This window comes from Pseudoalteromonas sp. NZS100, assembly GCF_015864815.1.
GTDB classification, from domain to species: domain Bacteria; phylum Pseudomonadota; class Gammaproteobacteria; order Enterobacterales; family Alteromonadaceae; genus Pseudoalteromonas; species Pseudoalteromonas distincta.
In genome coordinates this window covers 337,060-359,676 of sequence record NZ_JADYWM010000001.1, presented here as the reverse complement: position 1 = coordinate 359,676, position 22,617 = coordinate 337,060, and the positions used below count along the sequence as shown (strand labels likewise).

Sequence of the window (22,617 nt, the reverse complement as noted above, 5' to 3'; positions counted from 1 at the left end):
GATCTAGATTAACCCTCTATATTTAAGCCCATTTAATCCTTGAAGCCCGCCGGTATGAACAGCAATAATTTTACTCCCAGATGGGAAATAATCTTGCTCAATAAGCTGCCACAATGCATACATCATTTTTCCGCTATAAATAGGCTCAAGTGGCAGATTATAAGTGTGACTCATATCTTGGCAAAACTGCCATAACTCAGGTGAAAACTTACCATAACCCCCATCATGAAACTCTGTGAGTAATTGCCAGTTAGTTTGGTTATTAGCTTTAGCGCTCAGCTTTTTTATTTCTTCATTTAAATATTCAGCTTGTTTTAATACCGCTATACCAATAACTTGTGTTGTTGAAGCACTGCCTTCTATTAGTCCAGCAAGCGTGCCACCACTACCTGTAGGACAAACTAAGTAGCTATGTTCGGGTAAGCTTTGTACTAACTCTTGACACCCTAATAAAGCATGTTCATTTGTACCACCTTCAGGGATGATATAAGCGTTTGGAAAACGCTCTTGCAGAGCATTAAGGTATTCGGTGTCGTGACGTTTTCGATATTCTATACGATTAACAACATGTAGGTTCATACCACAATGTTTTGCAAACTGAATTGTTGGATTGTTGTTATCAAGTTCTGGTCCGCGGATAATCGCGTGAGTTTTTATATTAAATTCTTTTCCCGCAGCTGCGCAGGCGTGAATATGGTTTGAAAATGCACCACCAAAAGTCAGAAGTTCTGTCTTATTTATCTTTTGCATGTACGCTAAATTATATTTTAATTTACGCCATTTATTGCCACTTATTAACGGATGAAGCAAATCATCACGTTTTATACCTAAATAAATATTTCTCTTTTTTAGAAACGAGCTATCTATTTGTTGTATTTGGTTATTTTCATCTATTTTGAATGTTTCATGCATTTTGTTGGTTTTCAATTTGGCAAAGTGGTTAAAATGTACGACACTTATTTCATACATAATTAACATTAGTAGCTATATGAAAGAAAAGCTGTTTTCGTGGTTAAATCGTAGTTTAGATCCAAATACAGCTATTGGTGTTGCAACTTACGCAGATACTGTTAACGCAGTATGTTTAAAAAAACAAAGCGACCAATGGATGGTTCACAGTTCTCACAGTGTTAATGTGTCTGAGCAAACCGATTATACCGCTGCAATTGTTGCTTGTACAAATGAGGTTTCTACTGATATTTGTGCCGTTAATTTAGTTATACCGCACTATTTTTATCAAATAGTGCAAATGGATAAACCAAATCTCAGCGATGAAGAAATAATTCAGTCACTCCCTTGGACTACAAAAGATTTAGTTGATATAGCCCCTGAAAATATTGTGGCTGATTTTATTGATTACCCAATAACACTCACAATGCAAAGCAGCAAAATGAATGTATTTATTACTAATAAGCTGCAGCTGCTTCCGTTTATAGACAGCTTTGGACAGACCAAGCCCGTTTTACGTGCAATGACCTCTGAGGAGATGGTGTTAGTCACCTTGTTTGGTACGCATAAAGAGGCACACATGCTGATTGTGCAGCATGCTAGTCATGAGCCTCGAATCTTAATTATTCGTGATGGGCAATTAGTATTAGCTAGGCGATTAAACGGTTTTTTAGGTATTGCTGATAAAGATCAAAACCAAGAGTTAGTAGATGCGTTAGGGTTAGAAATTCAGCGTTCGATGGACTTTTTTGAAAGCCAGCTCAAGCAACCACCAATTCGCAGCATTCAGTTACAGTGCGACGATTTATCGTCATTAACTCTTAGAGCTGGCCTTGCAGAGTTTTTACAAGTAAAGGTTGTAGATTTTGAGCCTAACTTAGAACTAGCGCAGCAATTAGAGCCAAATTTTTATTATGCACTCGGTGCAGCCTATCAATTAACAGATCCTGAGTCTGTGCTATGAAAACCCGGATTAACTTTTATCATAAAACCCTTCGAGTGCGGCGAGACCCAGTCCCTTTATCGGGAATGATTACGTTGTGGTTAGGTGCGCTATTAATCATTGCAATCACGTGGGCTTTTTATAGTTATAAAACATATTCTAATAAGCTTGATTTAGAACAAAATAAGGAATACCTCAAGCAAGGAAAAGCTCAGTTAGAAGTTGTAAAACAGCAGTTAGCAGAGAAGCAAAATAAAGCACTATTTATTAATGAGCTAAAAACACTTCAGCAAGAGGTTTTGCATAAGCAGCAAATATTTACCTATTTAGAGCTAAGCACAGATCAATCTACAACCGATTACGCTCAGGTAATGCAAGATTTGGCAAAGTATCACGAACCTAACATTTGGCTGACCCACATTAAGTTTGCAGGGAAAAGTGTGACGCTTCAAGGACAAGTATCGCAGTCAAAATTTTTACCTATTTGGTTTAGTAATTTAAAACAATCGTCATTTTTTATTGATAAAGAGTTTTCAGTTTTAGAGCTTTCGACGCAAGACGGTGTGAGTAAATTTAATGTAGCGACAGACCTTAGTGATGAGGGCGATAGACCATGAGCCAAGAAGCAATTAGCCCGAGCAATAAAAGCAAAGGTTCGCCATTGTGGGTCAAATATAAAACGCAGTTTGCATCGCTACAAAAACGAGAAAAGTATTCCACCTTATTTGTTGGTCTGTTTATAGTGATTTACCTCGGTCTCTGGTTTGTTATTTTTCCACAGCAAGATGAAGTTGCCAATATACGTTCAAAGCACAATATAACGCTGCAAGAGTTGCAGCAGATAAACACGCAACTTTCTATGTTAAATCAAGCGCTAAACTACGACTACACTAAGGTTTTACGCGGGCAAATTGCACAAACTAGAGACGAATTAGCCGAAATAAATAATCAACTTAGTAGTTTTAGCCAAGGCTTTGTTGCTGCTAAAAATGTACCTGCCGTTTTAAAAGATTTGCTCGTAGATAGTAGCGATGTGAAAGTAAGTAGCTTTAATGTCAAACCAGCACGAGCTATCGATGTAGAAAAGCTCGGTGAGCATGATACTCAAACATTATTTTTTGAGCATCAAATGGTGGTTACTTTACAAGGCAGTTATTTCAACTTACAAAAATATTTAGCTGCATTAAAAAACAATCAAAATAAGTTATTAATACAAGAGTTTAGTTATCAGGTACTAGAGTACCCTCAAGCTGAACTCGTCCTACATATAGCTACAGTGAGCGCTAATGAAAAATTTATCGCGTTATAGTATTTGTACTTTGGCTCTTTACATTATTGCGCCGAGTGCGCTTGCGCAACTTCGCGATCCGACTCAGCCAAATATGTTCGTGAGTAACAATAGTCCCACTAAGCAAAGTACAGAACTTAAATTGCAATCTATTATTAAAAACAGTACAGCATTTAAGGCTATTATTTCTGGCCATATTTATCGAGTGGGTGATGTTGTAGACGATTTTCGGGTGCTAAGCATTAACTCAAAACACGTTGTGTTAGCAAATGATGATAAACAAATAAAATTAGAATTATATGACTATGAAATTAAAAAATAACTTATCTCACCCGTGGCTTGTTCTCTTTTTGTTGCCTACGTTTTTAACGGCTTGCCATAGCTTTAAACCAGGTAAAGAGATTAAAACGCATATAGAGCAAGAGTTAGCAGAAAAACCAACAAAGCCTAAAGTCATTGCGCCTCTACAAATGCCAAGCGAACTTACACAAAGCTTATTGTCATCTATAAATAATGAGCAAACGATAAGTGATGATTTATCTATCAAGCGTTTTGATGTTGCTGCAAATGATGTTGAAATAGGCGCTTTTTTTGCAGGCTTAACAGACGATACTCCTTTTAGTGTTGCTGTACACCCAGAAGTAAATGGCACAATTAGTTTAAACCTAAAAAGCGTTACGTTTAACGAAGTCATTGCTGTTATTAAGCGTATGTACCCTTTAGATATTGTAAATGAAGGGCGAATTGTACAAGTATTACCAGCCAAAATGCGCACAGAAACGATACCTGTAAACTACTTGATGATGCAACGTCATGGTCAATCTACAGTGAGTGTTGTTGCTGGTGGGGTTAGTCAGTTTGCACAAAGTGGCAATGGATCGAGTAGTTCAAATTCAGGCAGTGGTAACCAACAAAATAGTAGCTCTGGTGGTGACAACCAAAGCTTAGATTTAAATGGCTCTCGTATCCAAACAATTAATAAAAATGATTTTTGGCAAGAATTAGAAGTTGCTCTTAAGTCCTTAATTGGCGCAAGCGATGGGCGCTATGTTGTTGCAAGCCCACAAGCTAGTTTGGTTACAGTAAATGCATTGCCCAGTGAAATTAGTCAGCTCAAAGAGTTTTTACGTCAAAGCCAAGAAAACCTGCAACGCCAAGTTATTCTAGAAGCAAAAATAATAGAAGTAACTTTAAAAGATGAGTATCAACAAGGAGTTAACTGGGAGCGTATAGCCAGTGGTTTAGAAGGTGGGATTTCGTTTGCTACAACAGCGGGTTCTACAATTAGTAATAGTATTTCGGCTGCAATTGGCGGAGCGTCATCGCTAACCATTCAAAAAGGTGACTTTAACGGGGTTATTAATTTGCTAGAAACCCAAGGCGATGTGCAAATGTTATCTAACCCTCGGGTTACGGCTACAAACAATCAAAAAGCAGTTATAAAAGTAGGGCAGGACGAATATTTTGTTACTAACGTATCAAGTACGACGGTAACAGGTACTGCTACAACTACCTCGCCTGAGATAGATTTAACACCGTTCTTTTCTGGTATTGCCCTTGATGTAACGCCGCAGATTGATAAGTATGGCTCAGTCATTTTGCATGTTCACCCTTCAGTAACTGAGACAGAGGAGCAACTAAAGGTAATTACTTTAGACGATCAACGTTTTGAGTTACCTCTAGCGCAAAGCAACATTCGAGAGTCAGATACCGTTATTCGCGCTCAAAGTGGCGAAATAGTGGTTATTGGTGGCTTGATGCAAACGTCAACTCAGGATGAAGAATCTAAAACACCGGTGCTGGGTGATATCCCGCTATTTGGCAATTTATTCAAAAGTATTCGTAAACGCCAAGAGAAAAAAGAACTGATTATCTTAATCAAACCAACCGTTGTTATGCCCGACACTTGGAAAAAACAACAAGGTGAAAGCCGTCAGCTTTTAAAAACATGGTATGAAAACTAACTATGTATTTAAGCTTTTTTAATTTAAGTGAAATGCCTTTCACGTTAACCCCTAATACACAATTTTTTTGTGCACTTGAGCCGCACCACGAAGCGATGCAAGTGCTAACAACAGCCATTGAAATGGGGGAGGGGTTTATTAAGGTTACCGGTGAAGTTGGGACTGGTAAAACGTTGCTTTGTAGAAAGTTATTAAACCAACTTGAGCCAGATTACATTGTGGCTTATTTACCTAACTCTTATTTAAGCCCAGAAGAGCTTAGATGGGCGATTGCAGTTGAGCTGGGCATGGATGTAGATAAAGCATTGGATCAACAAGCACTAGGGCAGCTAATAAATCATCATTTACTCGACTTACAAGAAGACAATGAGCGCGTAGTACTTTTGATAGATGAAGCGCAATGCTTGAGCTGGGAGACTCTAGAAGCGCTTAGATTATTTACAAACTTAGAAACAGAAAGCGAAAAGCTGATTCAAGTAGTGTTATTTGGACAACCAGAACTTGATGAAAAACTGGCAAATAATAAAGTAAGGCAGTTACGCCAACGTATCAGTTTTTCGTATAAATTAAGGGCGATGACTGGTGCTGAGGTTGTTTATTATATTAATCATCGCTTACAAGTTGCAGGGTTTAATCGGCCTCCTTTATTTAATAATAGTATGGGGCTTAAGATTGCCAGAGCAAGCCGTGGAATTCCTAGATTAGTTAATATTTTATGCCACAAAGCACTATTACAAGCTTACGGTGAAGGGTTAAATACAATAACAAATCGCCATATTCAGCTTGCCATAAAAGATACCGAAGACTGCGCAAAATACCGAACAGGCCAATATTGGAGTTACAGCGCGTTAATGTTTAGTGTTTTAGCTATTACTGCCATATGGGTATGGAGGCAGTGGTTATGAGCGTTATAAATAATATGCTTAAAAATATTGAGCAACGTGAAGCTAAGCAAGTAAGTATTCAAGAAGGTGTTAGCGTAAAGCCAATATATGATGTAAGAAACATTGTATTTAAAGCCGTAATTTTACTTATTATGCTAAGTGTTATTTTTTTAGCATACCTGTATTTACCTACCGCCGACAAAAAAGAGACCCAACGTGAGCCTGTGTTACCACCGCAAAAAATGGTTGCGGTTATAACCTCTAATTTATCTGACTCCCAATATGAAAAAAGCCCTGCAGAACCTTTGGTTGAGCAAGAAGCTGTGAAGGCAGTTATGCCAATTGAGCAAATAAAGCCAAAAGTGAATGATTTAGCTGTACCCAAGTTGAGTGAAGCTACATTATTGGTTTCTCAGCCAGTAGTTGAGCCGGTTGTAATTGCCGAGGTTAAACAAAGCTCTGCACTAGCTAATAATAAAGAGTTAGCCGCTAGCGAAGTTACTGTGAGTAAGCCAAAAATTACGCTAATGACTAAAGCTAAGCCTCAAAATACTATGATTAAAAGCGTGGCAGAAGCTAAGTCGCCACAGGCTTTATTGGTTGAGCAATTAGCGGCAGCTAAGCAGGCAATACAGTTTGGCTTATACAACGAAGCTATAAGTGATTTAAACGTGATTTTAGCGCAATCGCCTTTACATGTTGAGGCTCGAAACTTACTGGCTGCAACTTACTTTAAACAACAAGATATAAATTCTGCACAGCAGGTTTTGCAAGCGGGTATTCGCCAAAATCCTAACGTACTTGAATGGCGTGTAATGCTAAGCAAAATTCTTATTATGCAACAACAGTATGAAGGGGTATTGCTGCTTTTAAGTGATGAATTTGAGCCTCAAGCGAATCTTGATTTTTGGGTGCTGCAAGGGACTGCCGCGCAAAGTGCAAGTAAGCACCATAAAGCACTTGAAAGCTTTAAACATCTTACAAAGCTTCAGCCTAGTCAAGCCAAGTGGTGGCTTGCACTTGCAACCTCAAAAGATGCACTGGGAGAATATCTGGATGCTAAACAACTTTACAAAGTAGCTCTAGATTTAGGTGGATTAAATACTGCTATGACTCAGCATGCATTACAGCGTTTAGTTGCGCTAAAGGAGGCCGTATGAGACCTAGTTTAAAAATGCGCTTAGGCGATTTACTTGTTCATGAACACATGATCACCGAAGCGCAACTAAGTGAAGCATTAAATGTTCAAGCAGCGACAGGTCGTAAATTAGGTTCGACACTTATTAGCCTTGAGTTTATTAGTGAGCCACAACTATTACGCTTTTTAGCGCAGCAATTACAGGTACCTTTTTTAGATATATCACAGCGAAAAATATCACATGATGTATCTAAGCTTTTATCTGAAGTATATGCGCGTCGTTACAGAGCATTAGTAATTGAAGATAATGGTGACTCTGTTTTGCTCGGGATGAGCGATCCTGCTGATTTAAGGAGCCTTGATCAACTTGCGACTATGCTTGCTCCTAAACGAATAGATTTAGCTGTTGTTCAAGAAAGCCAAATTATGGCTGCGTTTGACAACGTATATCGCCGTACAGATGAAATTACCAACTTTGCAGCACAACTCCATGAAGAATATCAAGACGTAGAAGAGTTTGATTTAAATTCTTTAGGTGATGAGACATCAGATGCAACCGTTGTAAAGTTACTGCAATCAATATTTGAGGATGCAGTGCAAGTTCGTGCATCCGATATTCATATTGAGCCAGATGAAGGTTTGCTTCGCATTCGTCAACGTGTAGACGGCATATTACAAGAGCACACTCTTAACCAAGTAAAAATAGCATCGGCATTAGTGCTACGCTTAAAGCTTATGTCGGGATTGGATATATCTGAAAAACGCCTCCCTCAAGATGGCCGGTTTAATATAAAAGTGCGCAGCCATAGTATTGATGTGCGTTTATCTACCATGCCGGTTCAGCATGGTGAATCAGTTGTAATGCGCCTGCTTGACCAATCCGCAGGATTACTATCATTAGATGAAACGGGTATGCCTGTACACATATTAAAACGTGTGCGCAGCATTATAAAACGTCCCCATGGGATGGTTTTAGTTACCGGGCCAACAGGTTCGGGTAAAACAACCACACTATACGGTGCACTAAGTGAGCTGAATCAACAAGAAAGTAAAATTATTACAGTAGAGGATCCTGTTGAGTATCGTATCGGTCGTATTAACCAGGTACAAATAAATAATAAAATAGGGCTGAGCTTTGCCAGTATTTTACGGACCGCTTTAAGGCAAGATCCTGACATTATAATGGTTGGCGAAATGCGGGACCAAGAAACCGTAGATATTGGGTTAAGAGCCGCTTTAACAGGTCATCTTGTGTTATCAACGCTACATACTAATGATGCAATCACTAGTGCTATGCGGCTAATTGATATGGGGGCACCGGCTTACTTAGTGGCAAGTTCACTGCGCGCTATTATTGCCCAACGATTAGTAAGGCGAGTATGTAATGACTGTAGAGTACCGTACTTGCCAGATCATCAAGAAATAAGCTGGCTAAAATACTTAGGCGAAGATGTTACTGAAGCTCAATTCTCCAAAGGGCAAGGTTGCACTGCATGTAACCATAGTGGTTATAAAGGGCGTGTAGGTATTTTTGAGTTGCTCGAAATGGATGATGCAATGATGGATGCATTACGAGTTAACGACACGCAAGGTTTTGCAAAAGCCGCTAAAAATAGCGCGAATTTTTCGCCACTCTCAACAATGGCATTAAACTATGCTAAGCAAGGTATTACCTCTTTAGATGAAGTATTTAAAGTGGCTGAATATATCCCAGAAATAGTAGGGGATATTGATGCAACTATATAGCTACAAAGCGAAAGACAGCAAAGGTATGTTGGTTAAAGGCCAATTAGAAGCGAGTAACCAAGCTGGTGTAGCTGATAGTTTAATGAAGCGTCAATTTATACCAATATCAATCTCTTTAGTTGAAACAAAAAATAACATCAAAATTTTTGATAATTTATTTGTCGAAAAAATAACGCTAGACGACATGATTATGTTTTCTAGGCAAATGTATTCGCTATTAAAAGCAGGTATACCAATTATACGAGCAATGGTTGGGTTGGCAGATACAACACAAAATAAAAAATTTAAAAATGTACTAATAGAAGTTACCAAGCAGCTCGAACAAGGCCGCGACTTATCCAGTGCAATGGCGATACATAACGAGGTATTTAGCCGTTTAACAGTATCAATGGTAATGGTTGGTGAAGGCTCTGGACGATTAGAAGATGCGTTTTACCAACTCGCTATTTATTTTGAGAAAGAACAAGAAACCCGAAAGCGTATAAAAGCAGCTATGCGCTACCCTACTTTTGTTATTTTGGCTCTAGTAGCGGCTATGATTATTTTGAATATTTTTGTTATTCCTACCTTTGCCAGTATGTTCGAAAAATTTGATGCTGAATTGCCATTAATGACTCAAATATTAATTGGCACTAGCAGCTTTTTTGTTAACTACTGGTGGTTATTATTGGTGATGGGGATTGGTTCTGTTTTTGCTTGGAGGCGTTATTTAAATACAGAGCCTGGACGCTTTAAGTGGGATCAATATAAATTAAAAATTCCATTTATTGGGGATATTTTAAAACGGACATTGCTTGCGCGCTACAGTCAAAGTTTAGCTATGGTATTGCGCTCCGGTGTGCCTATGACCACTGGTTTATCACTAACAGCGCATGCCGTAGATAACAGCTATATGGAAAAAGCGATTATTACTATGCGCCAAGATATAGAAAAAGGCGATAGTTTACTCAGAGCCTCAAAAAGTTCTCAGCTGTTTTCTCAGCTTGTATTACAGATGGTAGCGGTAGGTGAAGAAACGGGCCGGGTTGATGAGCTACTTCAAGAAGCTGCTGATTATTATGAGCGTGAAGTTGATTATGACTTACGAAGTTTAACCGCAAAAATAGAACCTATTTTAACTGTGTTTGTTGCCATTATGGTGTTGATTTTAGCATTGGGTATTTTTATGCCTATGTGGAACATGATGTCGGCAATTAAAGGGAATTAAAGTGAACACTACAATAACTTTCTCAAAAGGTTTCTCATTATTTGAGTTAGTTATTGTTGTTATTTTACTGGCAGTCATTTTGAGCTTTGCTATACCTCAATATATAGGTATTAAAAATCAAGCGCATAATGCAAGCGTTGACGCTATAGCAGGTAGTTTTTCATCAGCTGTTGGCATGGTTAGAGGTAAATGGGAGTTAGAAGGTAGGCCAAACAGCAGGTCAAACAAAACATTTGTTAACTATGCAGGGGTAATAGTTGGTGTTGATGGGACGTTAGGTACACCAACAAGCGATGAAACAGAAAAAAAAGATACTCGTGCAGAAGTTATAAATGCGAATAAATGCCGCCAAGTTTTAAATATAATTTTACAAGATGCACCCAGTAGTACGTTAAGTAATGAATTATCGATAATAAAAAGCGTAAGTTTTTTAGTTAGGTACAATGCAGAAAACTCGCAATGCGTCTACTATTTAACTCATACCATTGATGTTAAAAGTATACCTACCAATACGGGGGAAATATCAGGTCTAACAGGTTTTTCATACTTTGCTAAAACAGGCAAAGTAAAAATATTTAAAAACTAAGTAATTAAAAAGAGGCTTATTTATGAAAACGCAATCGTTAAAAAGTTTACCAATAAATAAACAAGCAGGTTTTACACTTGTTGAATTGATCATCGTAATTGTTATTTTAGGCATTTTAGCTGTTACCGCAGCACCTCGCTTTTTAAACTTGCAAGGTGATGCGAATGCTTCAACACTTGAAGGCTTACAGGGCTCTATTCGCAGTGGTATGAATATTGTGAATGGCAAATCTATTATTGCTAGCACGCAAAAGGAAGACACAGAAATTGTTGCAGTTGATACAGGAAATGTTGCTATTGTGTATGGCTATCCAGCTGCAACAGAGGCTGCATTTGAAGCATTTTTGGATGTGGATTTCGATGGTACTGGAGCTGATTTGGCAGACTTTAACCTTGTAGTAACGGCTAATGGTACTAACGGCCCGACTAATGCTGGTAGTGTACCAAAAGTTACTATTTACCCTAATAGTTACACTGCAACAGGGACACCAACTACAGATGATGAATGTCGTATTGAGTACACTGAAGCAACGGCATCTACTGGACCAGTGAAAATAACACCACCTAAGGTTGAACTTTTCACGGACGATTGTTAATTTATATAAATGAAAAGCAGTAGTAAGCAACGATTGCGTGGCTTCACACTCATTGAGTTAATTATTACTCTAGTGATATTGGGAATACTGTCGGTAACGGCAGTTCCCAAATTTCTGGGCAGCTCAACAGAAGATGCATACTCATATCGAGACCGTACTTTAAATGCACTGAGAACAGTGCAGTTACGTGCAATGCAAAATACAGCGACAACAAGTTGCCATACCCTTTATATAACCTCCACACTTATTGCTCCCCCCGCAACTGATACATGTAACGGTGGCGCTGATGTAAACAACACCGATCATTTAGTGGTGCAAATAGATACACAAAGAAGTGATATAACATTTAGTGCTTTAGATAGTAACGCGAACATTTTTACCCAAATTAGTTTTGATGCTTTAGGCAAATCAAATCAAACCTGTACTTCGCAGTGTCGAATAGATGTTGGGTTAGCTGGCGTATGTATAAGTGGAGAAGGGCTAATATATGCGTGCCCTTAAAGTAAAAGGCTTTACTTTAATTGAGCTTATTATTGGCATCGTCATGTTTGCGATTGCATTGAGTATTATTACAGCTTTAATTGCCCCACAAGCCAAAAAAAGTGCAGAGCCGATTGTGGCTTTAAGAGCCTCTGAATTTGGTCAATCACTAATGAACGAAATTCAAAGTAAATCATTTGATGAACACAGCGACAGAAGCGCACCTTTTAAGCGGTGTGGCGAAATATCTATAGGTGCTGAGGCTTGTACCGCACCTGCTGACTTAGGAATAGATAACTCAGAAACCAGAACCAGTTATAACGATGTAGATGACTATATTGCACTGTCTAACCAGCCTATTACTAATAGCCTAGGTGAGGTGTTAAGCCAATACAGTGACTTTAACTTAGTTATTACAGTCCAGTACGATAGCGACTTTAACGAATTGACCATTAACGATGGCACAACCTTTAAGCGTATTACTATAGAAGTAACATCACCCTTAGGCGAAGTTTACGGATTTAGTGCCTATAAGGGGAATTACTAATGCAAAGAGCCAAATATCAAAATGCATTTACCCTTATAGAGCTATTACTTGTCATGGTTATTATTGGTATTTTAGCCGTAAGTGCATTTTCGTTTATTGGTGCTGGAGTCAGTATTTATTCGCAAGGGGTTGAACGTCAAGAAGCTGTAGCCCAAGCCCGCTTCTTAATAACGCGATTTAGTAAAGAGTTACGCCACGCTACAGCAAATTCATTAAGACTTTCTTGCGATAACAGTACTAACGGAGCATGTGGTGCTCAGCAGTGCTTAGAGTTTACGCCGTTTTTATCGGCCACTCACTATACAAATTACTTACCAACTGTAGCGCCTTTTAATGTTAGCGCTGTTGATTTTGAACTTAATAATTTAACGCAGCCGCAAGCTGGAGATTGGGCAACTATTTACCCGTTAAGCAGCGCTGATATATACGACGAGGATAATAATAAGCGTTTAAAAATATCAGTATTTAATAGCTCCACCACTAGTGCAATTGATGAGTGGCAATTTAGCAAAGCGTTTGCCCAAGAGTCGCCAAGTAAGCGCCTTTATTTACTCTCTCAACCTGTAAGTTTTTGCGTTGAAGGGCAGTATTTATATAGATATACCAATTACGGTTTTACTGTTAATCAATTAGATGCCGTGAGCTTACAAATAAGCAGTGGTGTTAAACGTGATTTATTAGGTATTTATATTGCTAACAATTTAGCGAGCGATTCATTTTTTACTCTTGATGCGCTCTCCCTACAAAGAAACGCTGTGCTTAATGTGAATGCGCAAATGCAATTTAACGATACTGAAGTAATGAACTTTAACCATGAGGTACATATTCCTAATGTACCTTAAAAAAAATCCTCACGGAAAAGCCTTACCCAGTAAGCAAAAAGGAAACTTAATAATAGTTTCTTTAGTCATTATTGTTGCTTTATTAGCACTAGGATTAGCATTAGTTAAAGTGCTTTCTGGTGCATCTCAACAAAATACCATTGAGTATTACGGCGCTCGCGCTTTTATGGCGGCGCAAAGTGGATTAGAAAGTGGCTTAACGCAACTATTTCCAATAAATAGCCCAGTTAAAAGCTGTACATCAGTTACTACTGATTTAACCTTCCAAACTGCATATTTAGCTAATTGTAAAGTAGTGGTAAGTTGCAATGAATATATAGACCTACCAGATAGCAGTACAACAAACGGGCTTGTGAATATATATTACTTACAAAGCAGTGCAACGTGCGCCGCAATTGATTGCCCTGCAGGGAGTAGCTGCAGAAAAGATTATTGGCAAACACAAAGAACGCTCAGTGTGGAGGCTAAAACCTTACCATGATGAAAAATGTATTGGTCACTATATTTTTTAGCTGCGTGTTACTTTGTAATTACGCAAATGCAGTGCCTCCAAAAATCGAAGGCCGTTATATAGAACTGCAAGATACATATACATCGCCTGTTTGGACAAAAGTTAATTTTCAACAGCAATATATAACGCCTCCTGCTGTTTTTATGCTCTCGACAAACCAGGGCGGAAACCCTGCAATAATAAGAATACGTAATATAACCACAACTAGCTTTGAGGCCCTGCCGCTTGAACCCTCTGGGGAGGACGGCGGGCATATTAGTATGGGGGCGCACTATTTAGCTGTTGAGTATGGTGTGCATCAATTTCCTGATGGGACAATTATGGAAGTGGGTAGTACAGACTTATTACTCGAATTACAGTATGGCTCTAAATCTGGTTTTGCTCCACTAACACCTAAAGGCTATAAGTCTTTAACATTTGCTGAACCGTTTACTCAAAGGCCAAACTTTTTCCATTCATTACAAACACTCAATAGCATAGACAGCAATCCACCAACGCAAGCATTAATACCATTTTTAACAGTTGCAGTAGAAAGTAATTCTCTATCTGCCAGCGGCGTTAATATTGCTTTAGAAGCATCTGAAACAGCACTTGGGCTTATAAAAACCGAAACTGTTGCCTATATGGCCGTAGAGCCTGGAAGTAATCGCACATTTTCTGACGATAATGGCGTTGAGGTATCGTGGGAAACCTTTTTTACCGGCTTTGAAATTGACGGCTGGAGCAATGGCTGTAATTACTTTAGTTTTACTAATAATTTTAGTGTGGCTCCGTTAGTTGTAGCAAGTAAAAACTCACGCCAAGAAGATGATGGCGGGTGGCTACGCAGCTGTAACCTAAGGACCGACAGGTTAGGGCTTGTTGTTGACGAAGATCGTGATGGCGATAACGAGCGCCGTCACGTAAACGAGGAAGCATCAATACTCGCCATGACCAGTACCTTTGTATTTAATGGTGATATTTTAGATTGTGATACGTTATTCCCGGGCGCTATTTCTACTTATAACAATGGTGAAGTGCAGCTAGTGCAGGGAGTAGAAATAACCGATGGTAATGCGCAGTTTGTCACCACCACAAGTTTAATTTCTACAGCGCTGACAAGCCCTCCTTTGTGTAATGGTCAGGCGTGTGTTGCTGGTGGTTATAATTCTTTAGAACCGAATCAAGCGGCGCAGGTGCCAACGGTTACAAATGATGGTAGCTCAACAGGACCCGTACCTACTTCTTTAGCTGGCGACTATTATTACGATGAGTTGCAGTTAAGTATGCTGGAAACACAGTACAGAGTAACAGCGCCTACACGTATTTTTTTAAAAGACACAACCTCACTTCTATCAACTTCATTTTTGAATATAGGTAAAACAAATATAGTGGTCGAAACTGGCGCGTACTTGGCTATTTATGTGGATGGTGCGGTTGCTATTGCAGCCGATGCAAATATTGCGGGCTATATTGTTGCCACTGGTGAGGTAAGAATCGCTCAAAATGTAACGTATCAGGGGTCAATTACATCGGCTACTCAAATTATTACCGAAGGGAGCTCAACGTTTGACGCTCTACCAGTACCAGAGAGTATCCCTGGTTTTTGTGGTATTTATACACCAGAAACCCTAGATCATTATCGTTTAACAATAAGCGATAACAATGCTCTAACGTGTGAAGCTAAAGAGATGACACTCACAGCCTGCGCTAATGATGCCTGCGATTTATTATTTGCTGAGCCGTCAAGTTTAAACCTTTCTCCAGATAATAGTGGTCAGCAAAGTTGGGTTACGGGGGAGAATATTAATTTTACAGGATCCGCGGTTGTCGAATTTGCTAAACGCACCACAGGCAGTGTTACATTTGGATATAACACTGCAGAGCCTTCTGCCCCTCTGCGTTGTTATATTGCAGGTAATAATGTTGGATTAAGTGGCTGTAAAGTTACGTTTTCTGATGCTGGATTTATTTTTAATAATGATACAGATGGAAATACTACCATTCTAACTCAGTTATCAGCAAAGCCTTCAAATACTGGATTTAATGCAAAAGCGCTATCTATTCAAGCGGTAAAAACTAATACCACTACGGGCGTATGCGAAGCTGCATTTCCTGCTGGTGGCGATGTAAGCTTAGATTTATCGTATACATGCAGCGCGGGTGCAAGTTGCTCTGATACGGTTTCACTTAGTAATAACAATAATACCTTTGCGGTAGAGCAAGCCTCTAAATCATTCATACTTAACTTTGATAGTGAGTCTAAAGCCCCGATTGTTATAAATTATCCCGATGCAGGAAGGTTGAGCTTAAATGTAAAAACCAACTTAATTTTAGACCCACTAACTAATTTATCAGTAAATCTAACAGGGAGTTCAAATGAGTATGTTGTAAAGCCATTTGGATTAGCGATGGAAGTTGCAAGTGATGGCTATGCAGCAGATGCCAATGGGAGTTTATTTAGATTAACTGGCGAAGCATTTGATTTAAAGATGAATGCGGTGCAATGGCAAACAGGGCAAGACACTAACAACGATGGTTACCCAGATAACTACAGCAATATAACAAATAACACCATTGCCAAGCACTTTATTACAGAGCAACCACTTGTAGAGGCATTACTTAAAGCGCCTACGCCAGGCGTTCAAGGTACGCTTGAAGCGATGAGCACTGTTGCCTTTAGTGACACAGGCAGTTTGAGTGAATCTATATCGCAGTATAATTACGACCAAGTTGGCATCATTGATTTAACAGCAGGTCTGCAAGATGCAGATTACTTTGGCGAGGGAGATGTAAAAGGTGAATTATATAATATTGGTCGTTTTGCACCTTCGCAGTTTCAGGTAGTGGGGGTTCAAGCTGCCGCACAATGCACGCAATACGGCAGTAATTTAACTTACCTTGATCAACCTTTTGAACTTGGCTTTACAGTACAAGCGCTAAATCAAAATGGTGAGCTAATGGCTAATTATAAAGAGGGCTTTGATAAGTCCAGTGTAGCCATTAATGCCGAAAATAATGAAGTAGCTAACTATGTACCCGCAACTAATTTTGCTAGCAGATTAGTAAACCTAGGAAATAATAACTGGGGAGATATAAGCGACGGCCAGTGGCAAATGAGCCAACTTAACACGACACTCGAAAGATTAGGTGTAGGGCAAGCAGATGGACCGTTTGCTATGGTGAGTTTAATGGCAACGCTTTCTAACATAGAAGGAGCAACGCTCATTGATGCAAATGATAAACCTAATACACAAGCAGCATGCTCGGGTGGCTGTAATAGCGTAAGACTAAATACATTACCAATAGAGTTTAAATTTGGACGCTTAGTCCTTGGTAATAACGCAGGCTCCGATCTCGACCCTTTACTTATTCCTATGCAGGCTCAGTATTACAACGGCAGTGGATTTGTAAATAACGCAGAAGATAACTGTAGTGTATTTGATCATACCCAAATCACTCAAATATCACCTAACAGCCCGCAGTTAGCCTATGAATATGGAACGGGTGTATCTGGCCAGTTAGAGGCGGGAGTGTATCCGGCAAACAATGGTATTTATGCACAGCCAAATGGTTTGGGTGAATTTACCTTAGAATATAATACTTATGATTGGTTAAAGTGGGATTGGCAGGGGGATGAAACACAGCTTGATCCTCGTACTATTTTACAATTTGGACGCTTTCGAGGAAATGATCGGGTTATTTACTGGCGTGAAACACGCGAATAGTTGTAAACTAAGATAATAATTGAACAAAGCTTGTGTTTTGTGCTGCAAGTACATAGCATAAGGCTTTAATTATAAAAAATAATAACGACCAAATAATTGCCGCTTTTTGGGACTGGAATATATGCGAATTACTCCTTTATCTCTGTTAATTTCAGCTAGTTTGTTAGCTAGTAGTGCATTTGCACAAGACACAGCTACAGTAACTGGAATTGAGTCAGAGATTAGTGTTAAACAGACAGAATACGATAACTCGACAAGAATACTTGAAAAACATCTTAAAGAAGAAAGTCAGTTACAAAATCAACTAGAGCTACTTCGTTCTCGTTCTACAGAGCTAGATAAAGAAAAAAACCAAGCGCTCGATGCGATGAACGAAATGTACCGTCGTTTAATTGACGATCCCACTATTAATATTAGTGCGGCTCAATCACGCTATCAAAAAGCGGTGATTGATCATAAGCAAAACAAAGATGATATTTCTATGCAGTTGGCGGCAATTGCATCCCACCGTAAAGATATAGAGCAAATTCGTGTTGCTAAGCATACGCTTTTAAATACTTTAGAAAGTTTAAAAGAGCAGTTAACTACAGCCAGAGTAGAGCGTTTACGTAACGAGTTTACACGTGAAGGCACGCTTGAAGTTAACCATACGATTAACTGTAAGCGAACAGAAACGCTAGCGGCGTGTGAGCAACGCGGTCAGCAAATGGGGCTACAAAAAGCAACTAAACGCTTTGTAGATCAAATATTTGCAAACTTAACAGAAGAGCGCATTGTTGAGCCAAAACGTAATTTGGCGGGCGCTCAAGTACAAATATTAAGTAGCCATGTAGTTAACAGTGCATTTAGCGGCCAAGGTAACTACAACGTTAACTTAAGCGTAACCATGCGCGGCGAAGTAAACAGTAGCCGTTTATGTAGCTTATTAAGCATTGATAACCGCTATTGTTCTGAGTACGGCACGCCACTTACTGCTGCTTATCAACCAGCGTATAACAATACATTTACTGATAGTCAGTTAACATTCAGTAATAGCGCGGATAATAGTAACACGGTGTCGGTTTCTCGTTTAGAAAAGCAGCCAGTACGTGATTATTCAGTTAAACCTGCATCGGCGAAAAAAGATTACCCTTCTATCCTTAATAAGAAGAAGGATCAATCAATAGAGCTGACATTACGATCAAACGTATACGACGATGAAGTGTTTATCGATGGTGTAAGCTTTGGCTCAACACGCTTGATCACACGTTTACCGCCGGGTATTCACAACATTGAAATACGTAAACTTGGCTATAAGCCTTATCAAGTTCGTGTTGATTTGAATAAAGCACAAACAATTAATGCAAATTTGGTAAAAAAGCCTAAGTCGATTGCTGCACCGACCTATACTCGAGAGCAACCAGAAGTAACAACACGCCAGGTTAGTGAAAACGTTAATGTATTAAATGCAAACGTTGAAACGCCGGTTGTCGTTATTCCTGCAGGCAAATTTAAAATGGGCGATATCAATGGCAATGGTTTAGCTAATGAACGTCCAGTAATTGAAAAAGTAATAGCAAATTCTTTCGCTATGCAAAGTAAAGAAGTAACCGTAGGTGCCTACGAAAAATTTGTAGCAAATACAGGTTATAAAACTCAAGCGGAAAAAAATAAAGGGTGTGCGTATTATTTAAATGGCGAACCAGTATGGGAAGCAAATTTAAATTGGCGTAATCCTGGTTTTGAGCAAGGCAGTGACTTTCCTGCTGTATGTTTAACTTATAACGATGCAAAAGCTTACGCTGAGTGGTTATCGGGTCAAACAGGACAGCAATTTCGTTTACCTAACGAAGTTGAGTGGGAATACGCAGCACGTGCAGGAACCGAAACAGAATACCCTTGGGGTAACGAAATTGGTAAAAACCTAGCTAACTGTGGTTGGTGTGGTAGTGAATGGTCAAATAGACGTGCATCACCAGTAGGTTCTTTTTCTCCAAATGCATTTGGATTATACGATACCGTAGGCAATGTATGGGAATGGACCGATAAAGAATCAGGTGAGTCTGATGTAGCAGTAAGAGGCGGAGCGTGGAATTTTGCACCAAGCCTTGCTCGTGCATCTACGCGTTTAATTTTAGCGCCTGATTTTAGATCTAACTACATTGGTTTTCGCTTAGTTCGCGAACGATAAACTCAATTAAGGAAGCTTTGCTTCCTTTTTTCACAAATTCACAAAGGCGCTGCGCTTTATATTGCTCATATAGTTGAGCATGTTAAAGTGAGGCAGCTAATATAAGAACGTATTTCAAAGGTCATCCAGCCTCATGTTTAAAAAACTCCGTGGTATTTTTTCTAACGATCTATCGATCGACTTGGGTACAGCCAATACCCTAATTTATGTAAAAGAAGAAGGTATTGTATTAAACGAACCTTCTGTTGTTGCTATTCGCCAAGAACGCGCTGGTGGACCTAAAAGTGTTGCATCTGTAGGTACAGAAGCAAAACAAATGCTAGGTCGTACACCGGGAAATATTAAAGCAATCCGTCCAATGAAAGACGGTGTAATTGCTGATTTTTATGTAACTGAAAAAATGTTACAACACTTCATTAAGCAAGTGCATAACAATAACTTTATGCGCCCAAGTCCGCGTGTACTAATTTGTGTGCCGTGTGGTGCTACTCAAGTAGAAAAACGTGCAATACGTGAATCTGCAATGGGTGCTGGTGCTCGTGAAGTTTACTTAATCGAAGAACCAATGGCAGCAGCTATTGGCGCAGGTTTACCAGTATCAGAAGCAACAGGTTCTATGGTTGTTGATATTGGTGGTGGTACAACTGAAGTGGCTATTATTTCACTTAACGGTGTTGTTTACTCATCATCTGTTCGTATTGGTGGCGATAAGTTTGACGAAGCTATTATTAATTATGTACGTCGTAACTTTGGTAGCTTAATTGGTGAAGCGACAGCTGAAAATATTAAGCATCAAATTGGCTCTGCGTTCAAAACTGATGAGCCAATCGAAATTGAAGTGCGCGGTCGTAACCTTGCCGAAGGTGTTCCGCGTTCATTCACGCTTAACTCACACGAAATCCTAGAAGCTCTACAAGAGCCGTTAATGGGTATTGTGAGTGCAGTAATGGTTGCACTTGAGCAATCACCACCTGAGCTGGCATCAGATATCTCTGCGCACGGCATGGTACTTACTGGCGGTGGTGCATTGTTAAAAGATTTAGACCGTTTATTAATGGAAGAAACGGGTATTCCGGTTGTTGTCGCTGATGATCCACTTACGTGTGTTGCGCGTGGTGGTGGTAAAGCATTAGAAATGATCGATGTTCATGGTGGTGACGTTTTTAGTTACGACTAATGAAATTAATGTTTGGACGCACAGTCTCTTTGCAACTGCGACTTTTTGTCGCAGTGCTTTTGAGTATCGTACTCATAGTTGGAGACAGATATACGCAAGGTGGTACCGTTGTTCGTACCAGCCTTAATACTCTAGTTAGCCCACTAATCTATGTTGCTAATTTACCCTACGAATTATTTAGCTTAAGTGCTAAAAGCCTGCATACGCGGGATCAGCTTCTTACTGAAAACGAAGCGCTGAAAAAAAAGCAAATGCTACAAAGCGAGCAACTTCAGCAGTATCAATTTCTAGCCAGAGAAAATCAAAAACTGCGCGCCTTATTGGGCTCATCTGCGAAGCAATCAAATCGTAAAATTATTGCTCAAGTACTTTCTGTACATTCAAACCCGTATAGTCATCAGGTTGTTATTAACCGTGGTACTACTGACGGGCTTAGTGAAGGCCAAGCTGTAATTGATGAAATGGGTGTAGTAGGGCAGCTCACAAAGGTTGGTTCAACAACTTCACGCGTGCTACTAATGACCGACACCACACATGCTACACCTGTGCGTATACTTCGTAACGATGTACGAACGGTTGTTGAAGGCATAGGTAAAATTAACGTCGTTAAGCTCTCGCACGTTCCACACAGTTTAGATGTGCGAATTGGCGATGTACTTGTTACATCAGGTTTAGGTGGCACATTTCCTGAAGGATACCCTGTGGCAGTAGTAACTGAAATAAATCGTGATGAAGGCCGCCCATTTGCACAAGTTTTTGCAGAACCTATTGCACAGTTAGATCGCATTCGTTTGCTGGTTATTTTATGGCGTAATCAACAGGAGCAAATCAGCGATGATTAACCGTTATTCATTGTTAATTGCGCTAAGCATCTTTTTTGCGTTAATAATGGCACTAATGCCACTGCCATTTTCATTTGAACCATTTAGGCCTGATTGGGTTTTACTTGTACTTATGTATTGGTCATTGGCAGTACCGCATCGTTTAAATATTGGTACTGCATGGGTTGTTGGTTTATTAATAGATTTAGCATCTGGCTCACCACTAGGTGTGAACTCGCTTACATTCTCAGTATGTATATTTATAACCGCAAGTAACTTTCAAAAAATTCGTAACTTTTCGCTTTGGCAACAAAGCTTATTAGTTGGTTTATTTTTAACGCTGTACCATTTAATGCAATTTTGGCTAAATCATTTTTTGTTAGATGTTTACTTTAATCCACAGTATTTATGGCCAGTAGCAACCGGAATGGTTAGCTGGTTTTGGGTTTTTTTACTGCTTCGTAAATATCGCAGACATTTTAGGATCAGGTAATGACTACCTCAATATATTTGGCATCAGCCTCTCCCCGCCGTAAAGAGTTATTAAGCCAATTAGGTGTCGAATTTACACAGTTTAGTGTTGATGCAGATGAAAGCCCACTTCCAAACGAGCAACCTAGAGCTCTTGTTGAGCGTTTAGCGCGCTTAAAAGCACAAAGCGGTGTTGAGCTTGGATATACTGATCGTCCTGTGCTTGGTAGTGATACCGTGGTTGTTATCGACAACGAATCACTGGGTAAACCTCGTGATAAAAACGATTTTACAAACACATTAAAACGCCTGTCAGGTAACACGCATCAAGTTCTTACCGCAGTTGCATTTGCGACGCAAAATGATGTGCTTAGCTGTGTTGTAAGCACAGATGTTACTTTTAAAACCTTAACAGATGAAGAAATTAATGCTTATTGGGAGTCAGGTGAGCCACAAGATAAAGCCGGTGGCTACGGTATCCAAGGTTTAGGCGGCCGCTTTGTAACTCACATTGCGGGTAGCTATTTTTCTGTTGTAGGCTTACCTTTATATGAAACCGAACAATTATTAAAAACATTCTTAAGAAGGTAAC

Annotated in this window: 22 protein-coding genes; 21 read left to right on the top strand and 1 reads right to left on the bottom strand. The window is 39.4% G+C overall.

Translation table 11 applies throughout. The features are described from left to right. Window positions 1-3: 3 nt before the first annotated feature. Window positions 4-912 (bottom strand): 1-aminocyclopropane-1-carboxylate deaminase/D-cysteine desulfhydrase, encoded by a 909-nt coding sequence (locus I6E69_RS01665; protein ID WP_197120455.1) that lies wholly within the window; start codon window positions 910-912, stop codon window positions 4-6. A gap of 76 nt (window positions 913-988) precedes the next feature. On the opposite strand from I6E69_RS01665, the gene I6E69_RS01660 reads away from it, so the two are divergent. The 21 genes from I6E69_RS01660 (at window position 989) to I6E69_RS01560 (ending at window position 22,616) form a co-directional block, all read left to right on the top strand. Next, window positions 989-1,912 carry a hypothetical protein gene (locus I6E69_RS01660; protein ID WP_039485798.1) on the top strand — a complete coding sequence of 308 codons (924 nt, stop codon included), beginning with the start codon at window positions 989-991 and terminating at the stop codon, window positions 1,910-1,912. Further along, the gene (locus tag I6E69_RS01655) at window positions 1,909-2,508 is read left to right on the top strand and encodes a PilN domain-containing protein (protein WP_231619674.1); all 600 of its coding nucleotides are present in this window, start codon (window positions 1,909-1,911) and stop codon (window positions 2,506-2,508) included. The genes I6E69_RS01660 and I6E69_RS01655 overlap by 4 nt, the downstream gene beginning before the upstream one ends. Then, window positions 2,505-3,200 carry an agglutinin biogenesis protein MshJ gene (locus I6E69_RS01650; RefSeq protein WP_197120454.1) on the top strand — a complete coding sequence of 232 codons (696 nt, stop codon included), beginning with the start codon at window positions 2,505-2,507 and terminating at the stop codon, window positions 3,198-3,200. The genes I6E69_RS01655 and I6E69_RS01650 overlap by 4 nt, the downstream gene beginning before the upstream one ends. Continuing rightward, a complete protein-coding gene (locus I6E69_RS01645; protein WP_039485790.1) occupies window positions 3,178-3,501 on the top strand; it encodes an agglutinin biogenesis protein MshK in 324 nt (107 codons plus the stop codon). Before I6E69_RS01650 ends, I6E69_RS01645 begins: the two co-directional genes overlap by 23 nt. Then, a complete protein-coding gene (mshL, locus tag I6E69_RS01640; RefSeq protein WP_149602275.1) occupies window positions 3,485-5,143 on the top strand; it encodes a pilus (MSHA type) biogenesis protein MshL in 1,659 nt (552 codons plus the stop codon). The genes I6E69_RS01645 and mshL overlap by 17 nt, the downstream gene beginning before the upstream one ends. A 2-nt stretch (window positions 5,144-5,145) precedes the next feature. Continuing rightward, complete coding sequence (locus I6E69_RS01635; RefSeq protein ID WP_197120453.1) at window positions 5,146-6,048, top strand: ExeA family protein; 903 nt, start codon at window positions 5,146-5,148, stop codon at window positions 6,046-6,048. Beyond that, complete coding sequence (locus tag I6E69_RS01630) at window positions 6,045-7,187, top strand: tetratricopeptide repeat protein (protein ID WP_197120452.1); 1,143 nt, start codon at window positions 6,045-6,047, stop codon at window positions 7,185-7,187. The genes I6E69_RS01635 and I6E69_RS01630 overlap by 4 nt, the downstream gene beginning before the upstream one ends. Continuing rightward, window positions 7,184-8,911, top strand: coding sequence for a GspE/PulE family protein (locus I6E69_RS01625; protein ID WP_193225755.1), 1,728 nt, complete (start codon window positions 7,184-7,186; stop codon window positions 8,909-8,911). Before I6E69_RS01630 ends, I6E69_RS01625 begins: the two co-directional genes overlap by 4 nt. Continuing rightward, window positions 8,898-10,118 (top strand): type II secretion system F family protein, encoded by a 1,221-nt coding sequence (locus I6E69_RS01620; RefSeq protein ID WP_182754083.1) that lies wholly within the window; start codon window positions 8,898-8,900, stop codon window positions 10,116-10,118. The genes I6E69_RS01625 and I6E69_RS01620 overlap by 14 nt, the downstream gene beginning before the upstream one ends. 1 nt (window position 10,119) lies before the next feature. Beyond that, window positions 10,120-10,704 (top strand): Tfp pilus assembly protein FimT/FimU, encoded by a 585-nt coding sequence (locus I6E69_RS01615; protein WP_197120451.1) that lies wholly within the window; start codon window positions 10,120-10,122, stop codon window positions 10,702-10,704. A 22-nt stretch (window positions 10,705-10,726) separates the two neighbouring features. Then, entirely contained in the window at window positions 10,727-11,299 is a 573-nt protein-coding gene (locus I6E69_RS01610) for a prepilin-type N-terminal cleavage/methylation domain-containing protein (RefSeq protein ID WP_197120450.1), read from the top strand. A gap of 9 nt (window positions 11,300-11,308) precedes the next feature. After that, entirely contained in the window at window positions 11,309-11,800 is a 492-nt protein-coding gene (locus I6E69_RS01605; RefSeq protein ID WP_197120449.1) for a type II secretion system protein, read from the top strand. Then, on the top strand, window positions 11,787-12,326 hold the full coding sequence (locus tag I6E69_RS01600) for a prepilin-type N-terminal cleavage/methylation domain-containing protein (RefSeq protein ID WP_154904150.1): 540 nt from the start codon (window positions 11,787-11,789) through the stop codon (window positions 12,324-12,326). The genes I6E69_RS01605 and I6E69_RS01600 overlap by 14 nt, the downstream gene beginning before the upstream one ends. After that, window positions 12,326-13,168 (top strand): type II secretion system protein J, encoded by an 843-nt coding sequence (locus I6E69_RS01595; RefSeq protein WP_197120448.1) that lies wholly within the window; start codon window positions 12,326-12,328, stop codon window positions 13,166-13,168. Before I6E69_RS01600 ends, I6E69_RS01595 begins: the two co-directional genes overlap by 1 nt. Continuing rightward, the gene (locus tag I6E69_RS01590) at window positions 13,158-13,649 is read left to right on the top strand and encodes an agglutinin biogenesis protein MshP (protein ID WP_193225761.1); all 492 of its coding nucleotides are present in this window, start codon (window positions 13,158-13,160) and stop codon (window positions 13,647-13,649) included. Before I6E69_RS01595 ends, I6E69_RS01590 begins: the two co-directional genes overlap by 11 nt. Continuing rightward, on the top strand, window positions 13,646-17,386 hold the full coding sequence (locus I6E69_RS01585; protein WP_197120447.1) for an H-type lectin domain-containing protein: 3,741 nt from the start codon (window positions 13,646-13,648) through the stop codon (window positions 17,384-17,386). The genes I6E69_RS01590 and I6E69_RS01585 overlap by 4 nt, the downstream gene beginning before the upstream one ends. A gap of 121 nt (window positions 17,387-17,507) precedes the next feature. Beyond that, a complete protein-coding gene (locus I6E69_RS01580) occupies window positions 17,508-19,556 on the top strand; it encodes a formylglycine-generating enzyme family protein (RefSeq protein WP_182671030.1) in 2,049 nt (682 codons plus the stop codon). A 133-nt stretch (window positions 19,557-19,689) separates the two neighbouring features. Beyond that, window positions 19,690-20,733: a rod shape-determining protein gene (locus tag I6E69_RS01575; RefSeq protein WP_002958401.1), complete on the top strand. Its 1,044-nt coding sequence runs from the start codon at window positions 19,690-19,692 to the stop codon at window positions 20,731-20,733. Then, complete coding sequence (gene mreC, locus I6E69_RS01570; protein ID WP_173400216.1) at window positions 20,733-21,575, top strand: rod shape-determining protein MreC; 843 nt, start codon at window positions 20,733-20,735, stop codon at window positions 21,573-21,575. Before I6E69_RS01575 ends, mreC begins: the two co-directional genes overlap by 1 nt. Further along, the gene (mreD, locus tag I6E69_RS01565) at window positions 21,568-22,047 is read left to right on the top strand and encodes a rod shape-determining protein MreD (protein ID WP_024598042.1); all 480 of its coding nucleotides are present in this window, start codon (window positions 21,568-21,570) and stop codon (window positions 22,045-22,047) included. Before mreC ends, mreD begins: the two co-directional genes overlap by 8 nt. Continuing rightward, the gene (locus tag I6E69_RS01560; RefSeq protein ID WP_182196157.1) at window positions 22,047-22,616 is read left to right on the top strand and encodes a nucleoside triphosphate pyrophosphatase; all 570 of its coding nucleotides are present in this window, start codon (window positions 22,047-22,049) and stop codon (window positions 22,614-22,616) included. The genes mreD and I6E69_RS01560 overlap by 1 nt, the downstream gene beginning before the upstream one ends. Window position 22,617: the final 1 nt, after the last annotated feature.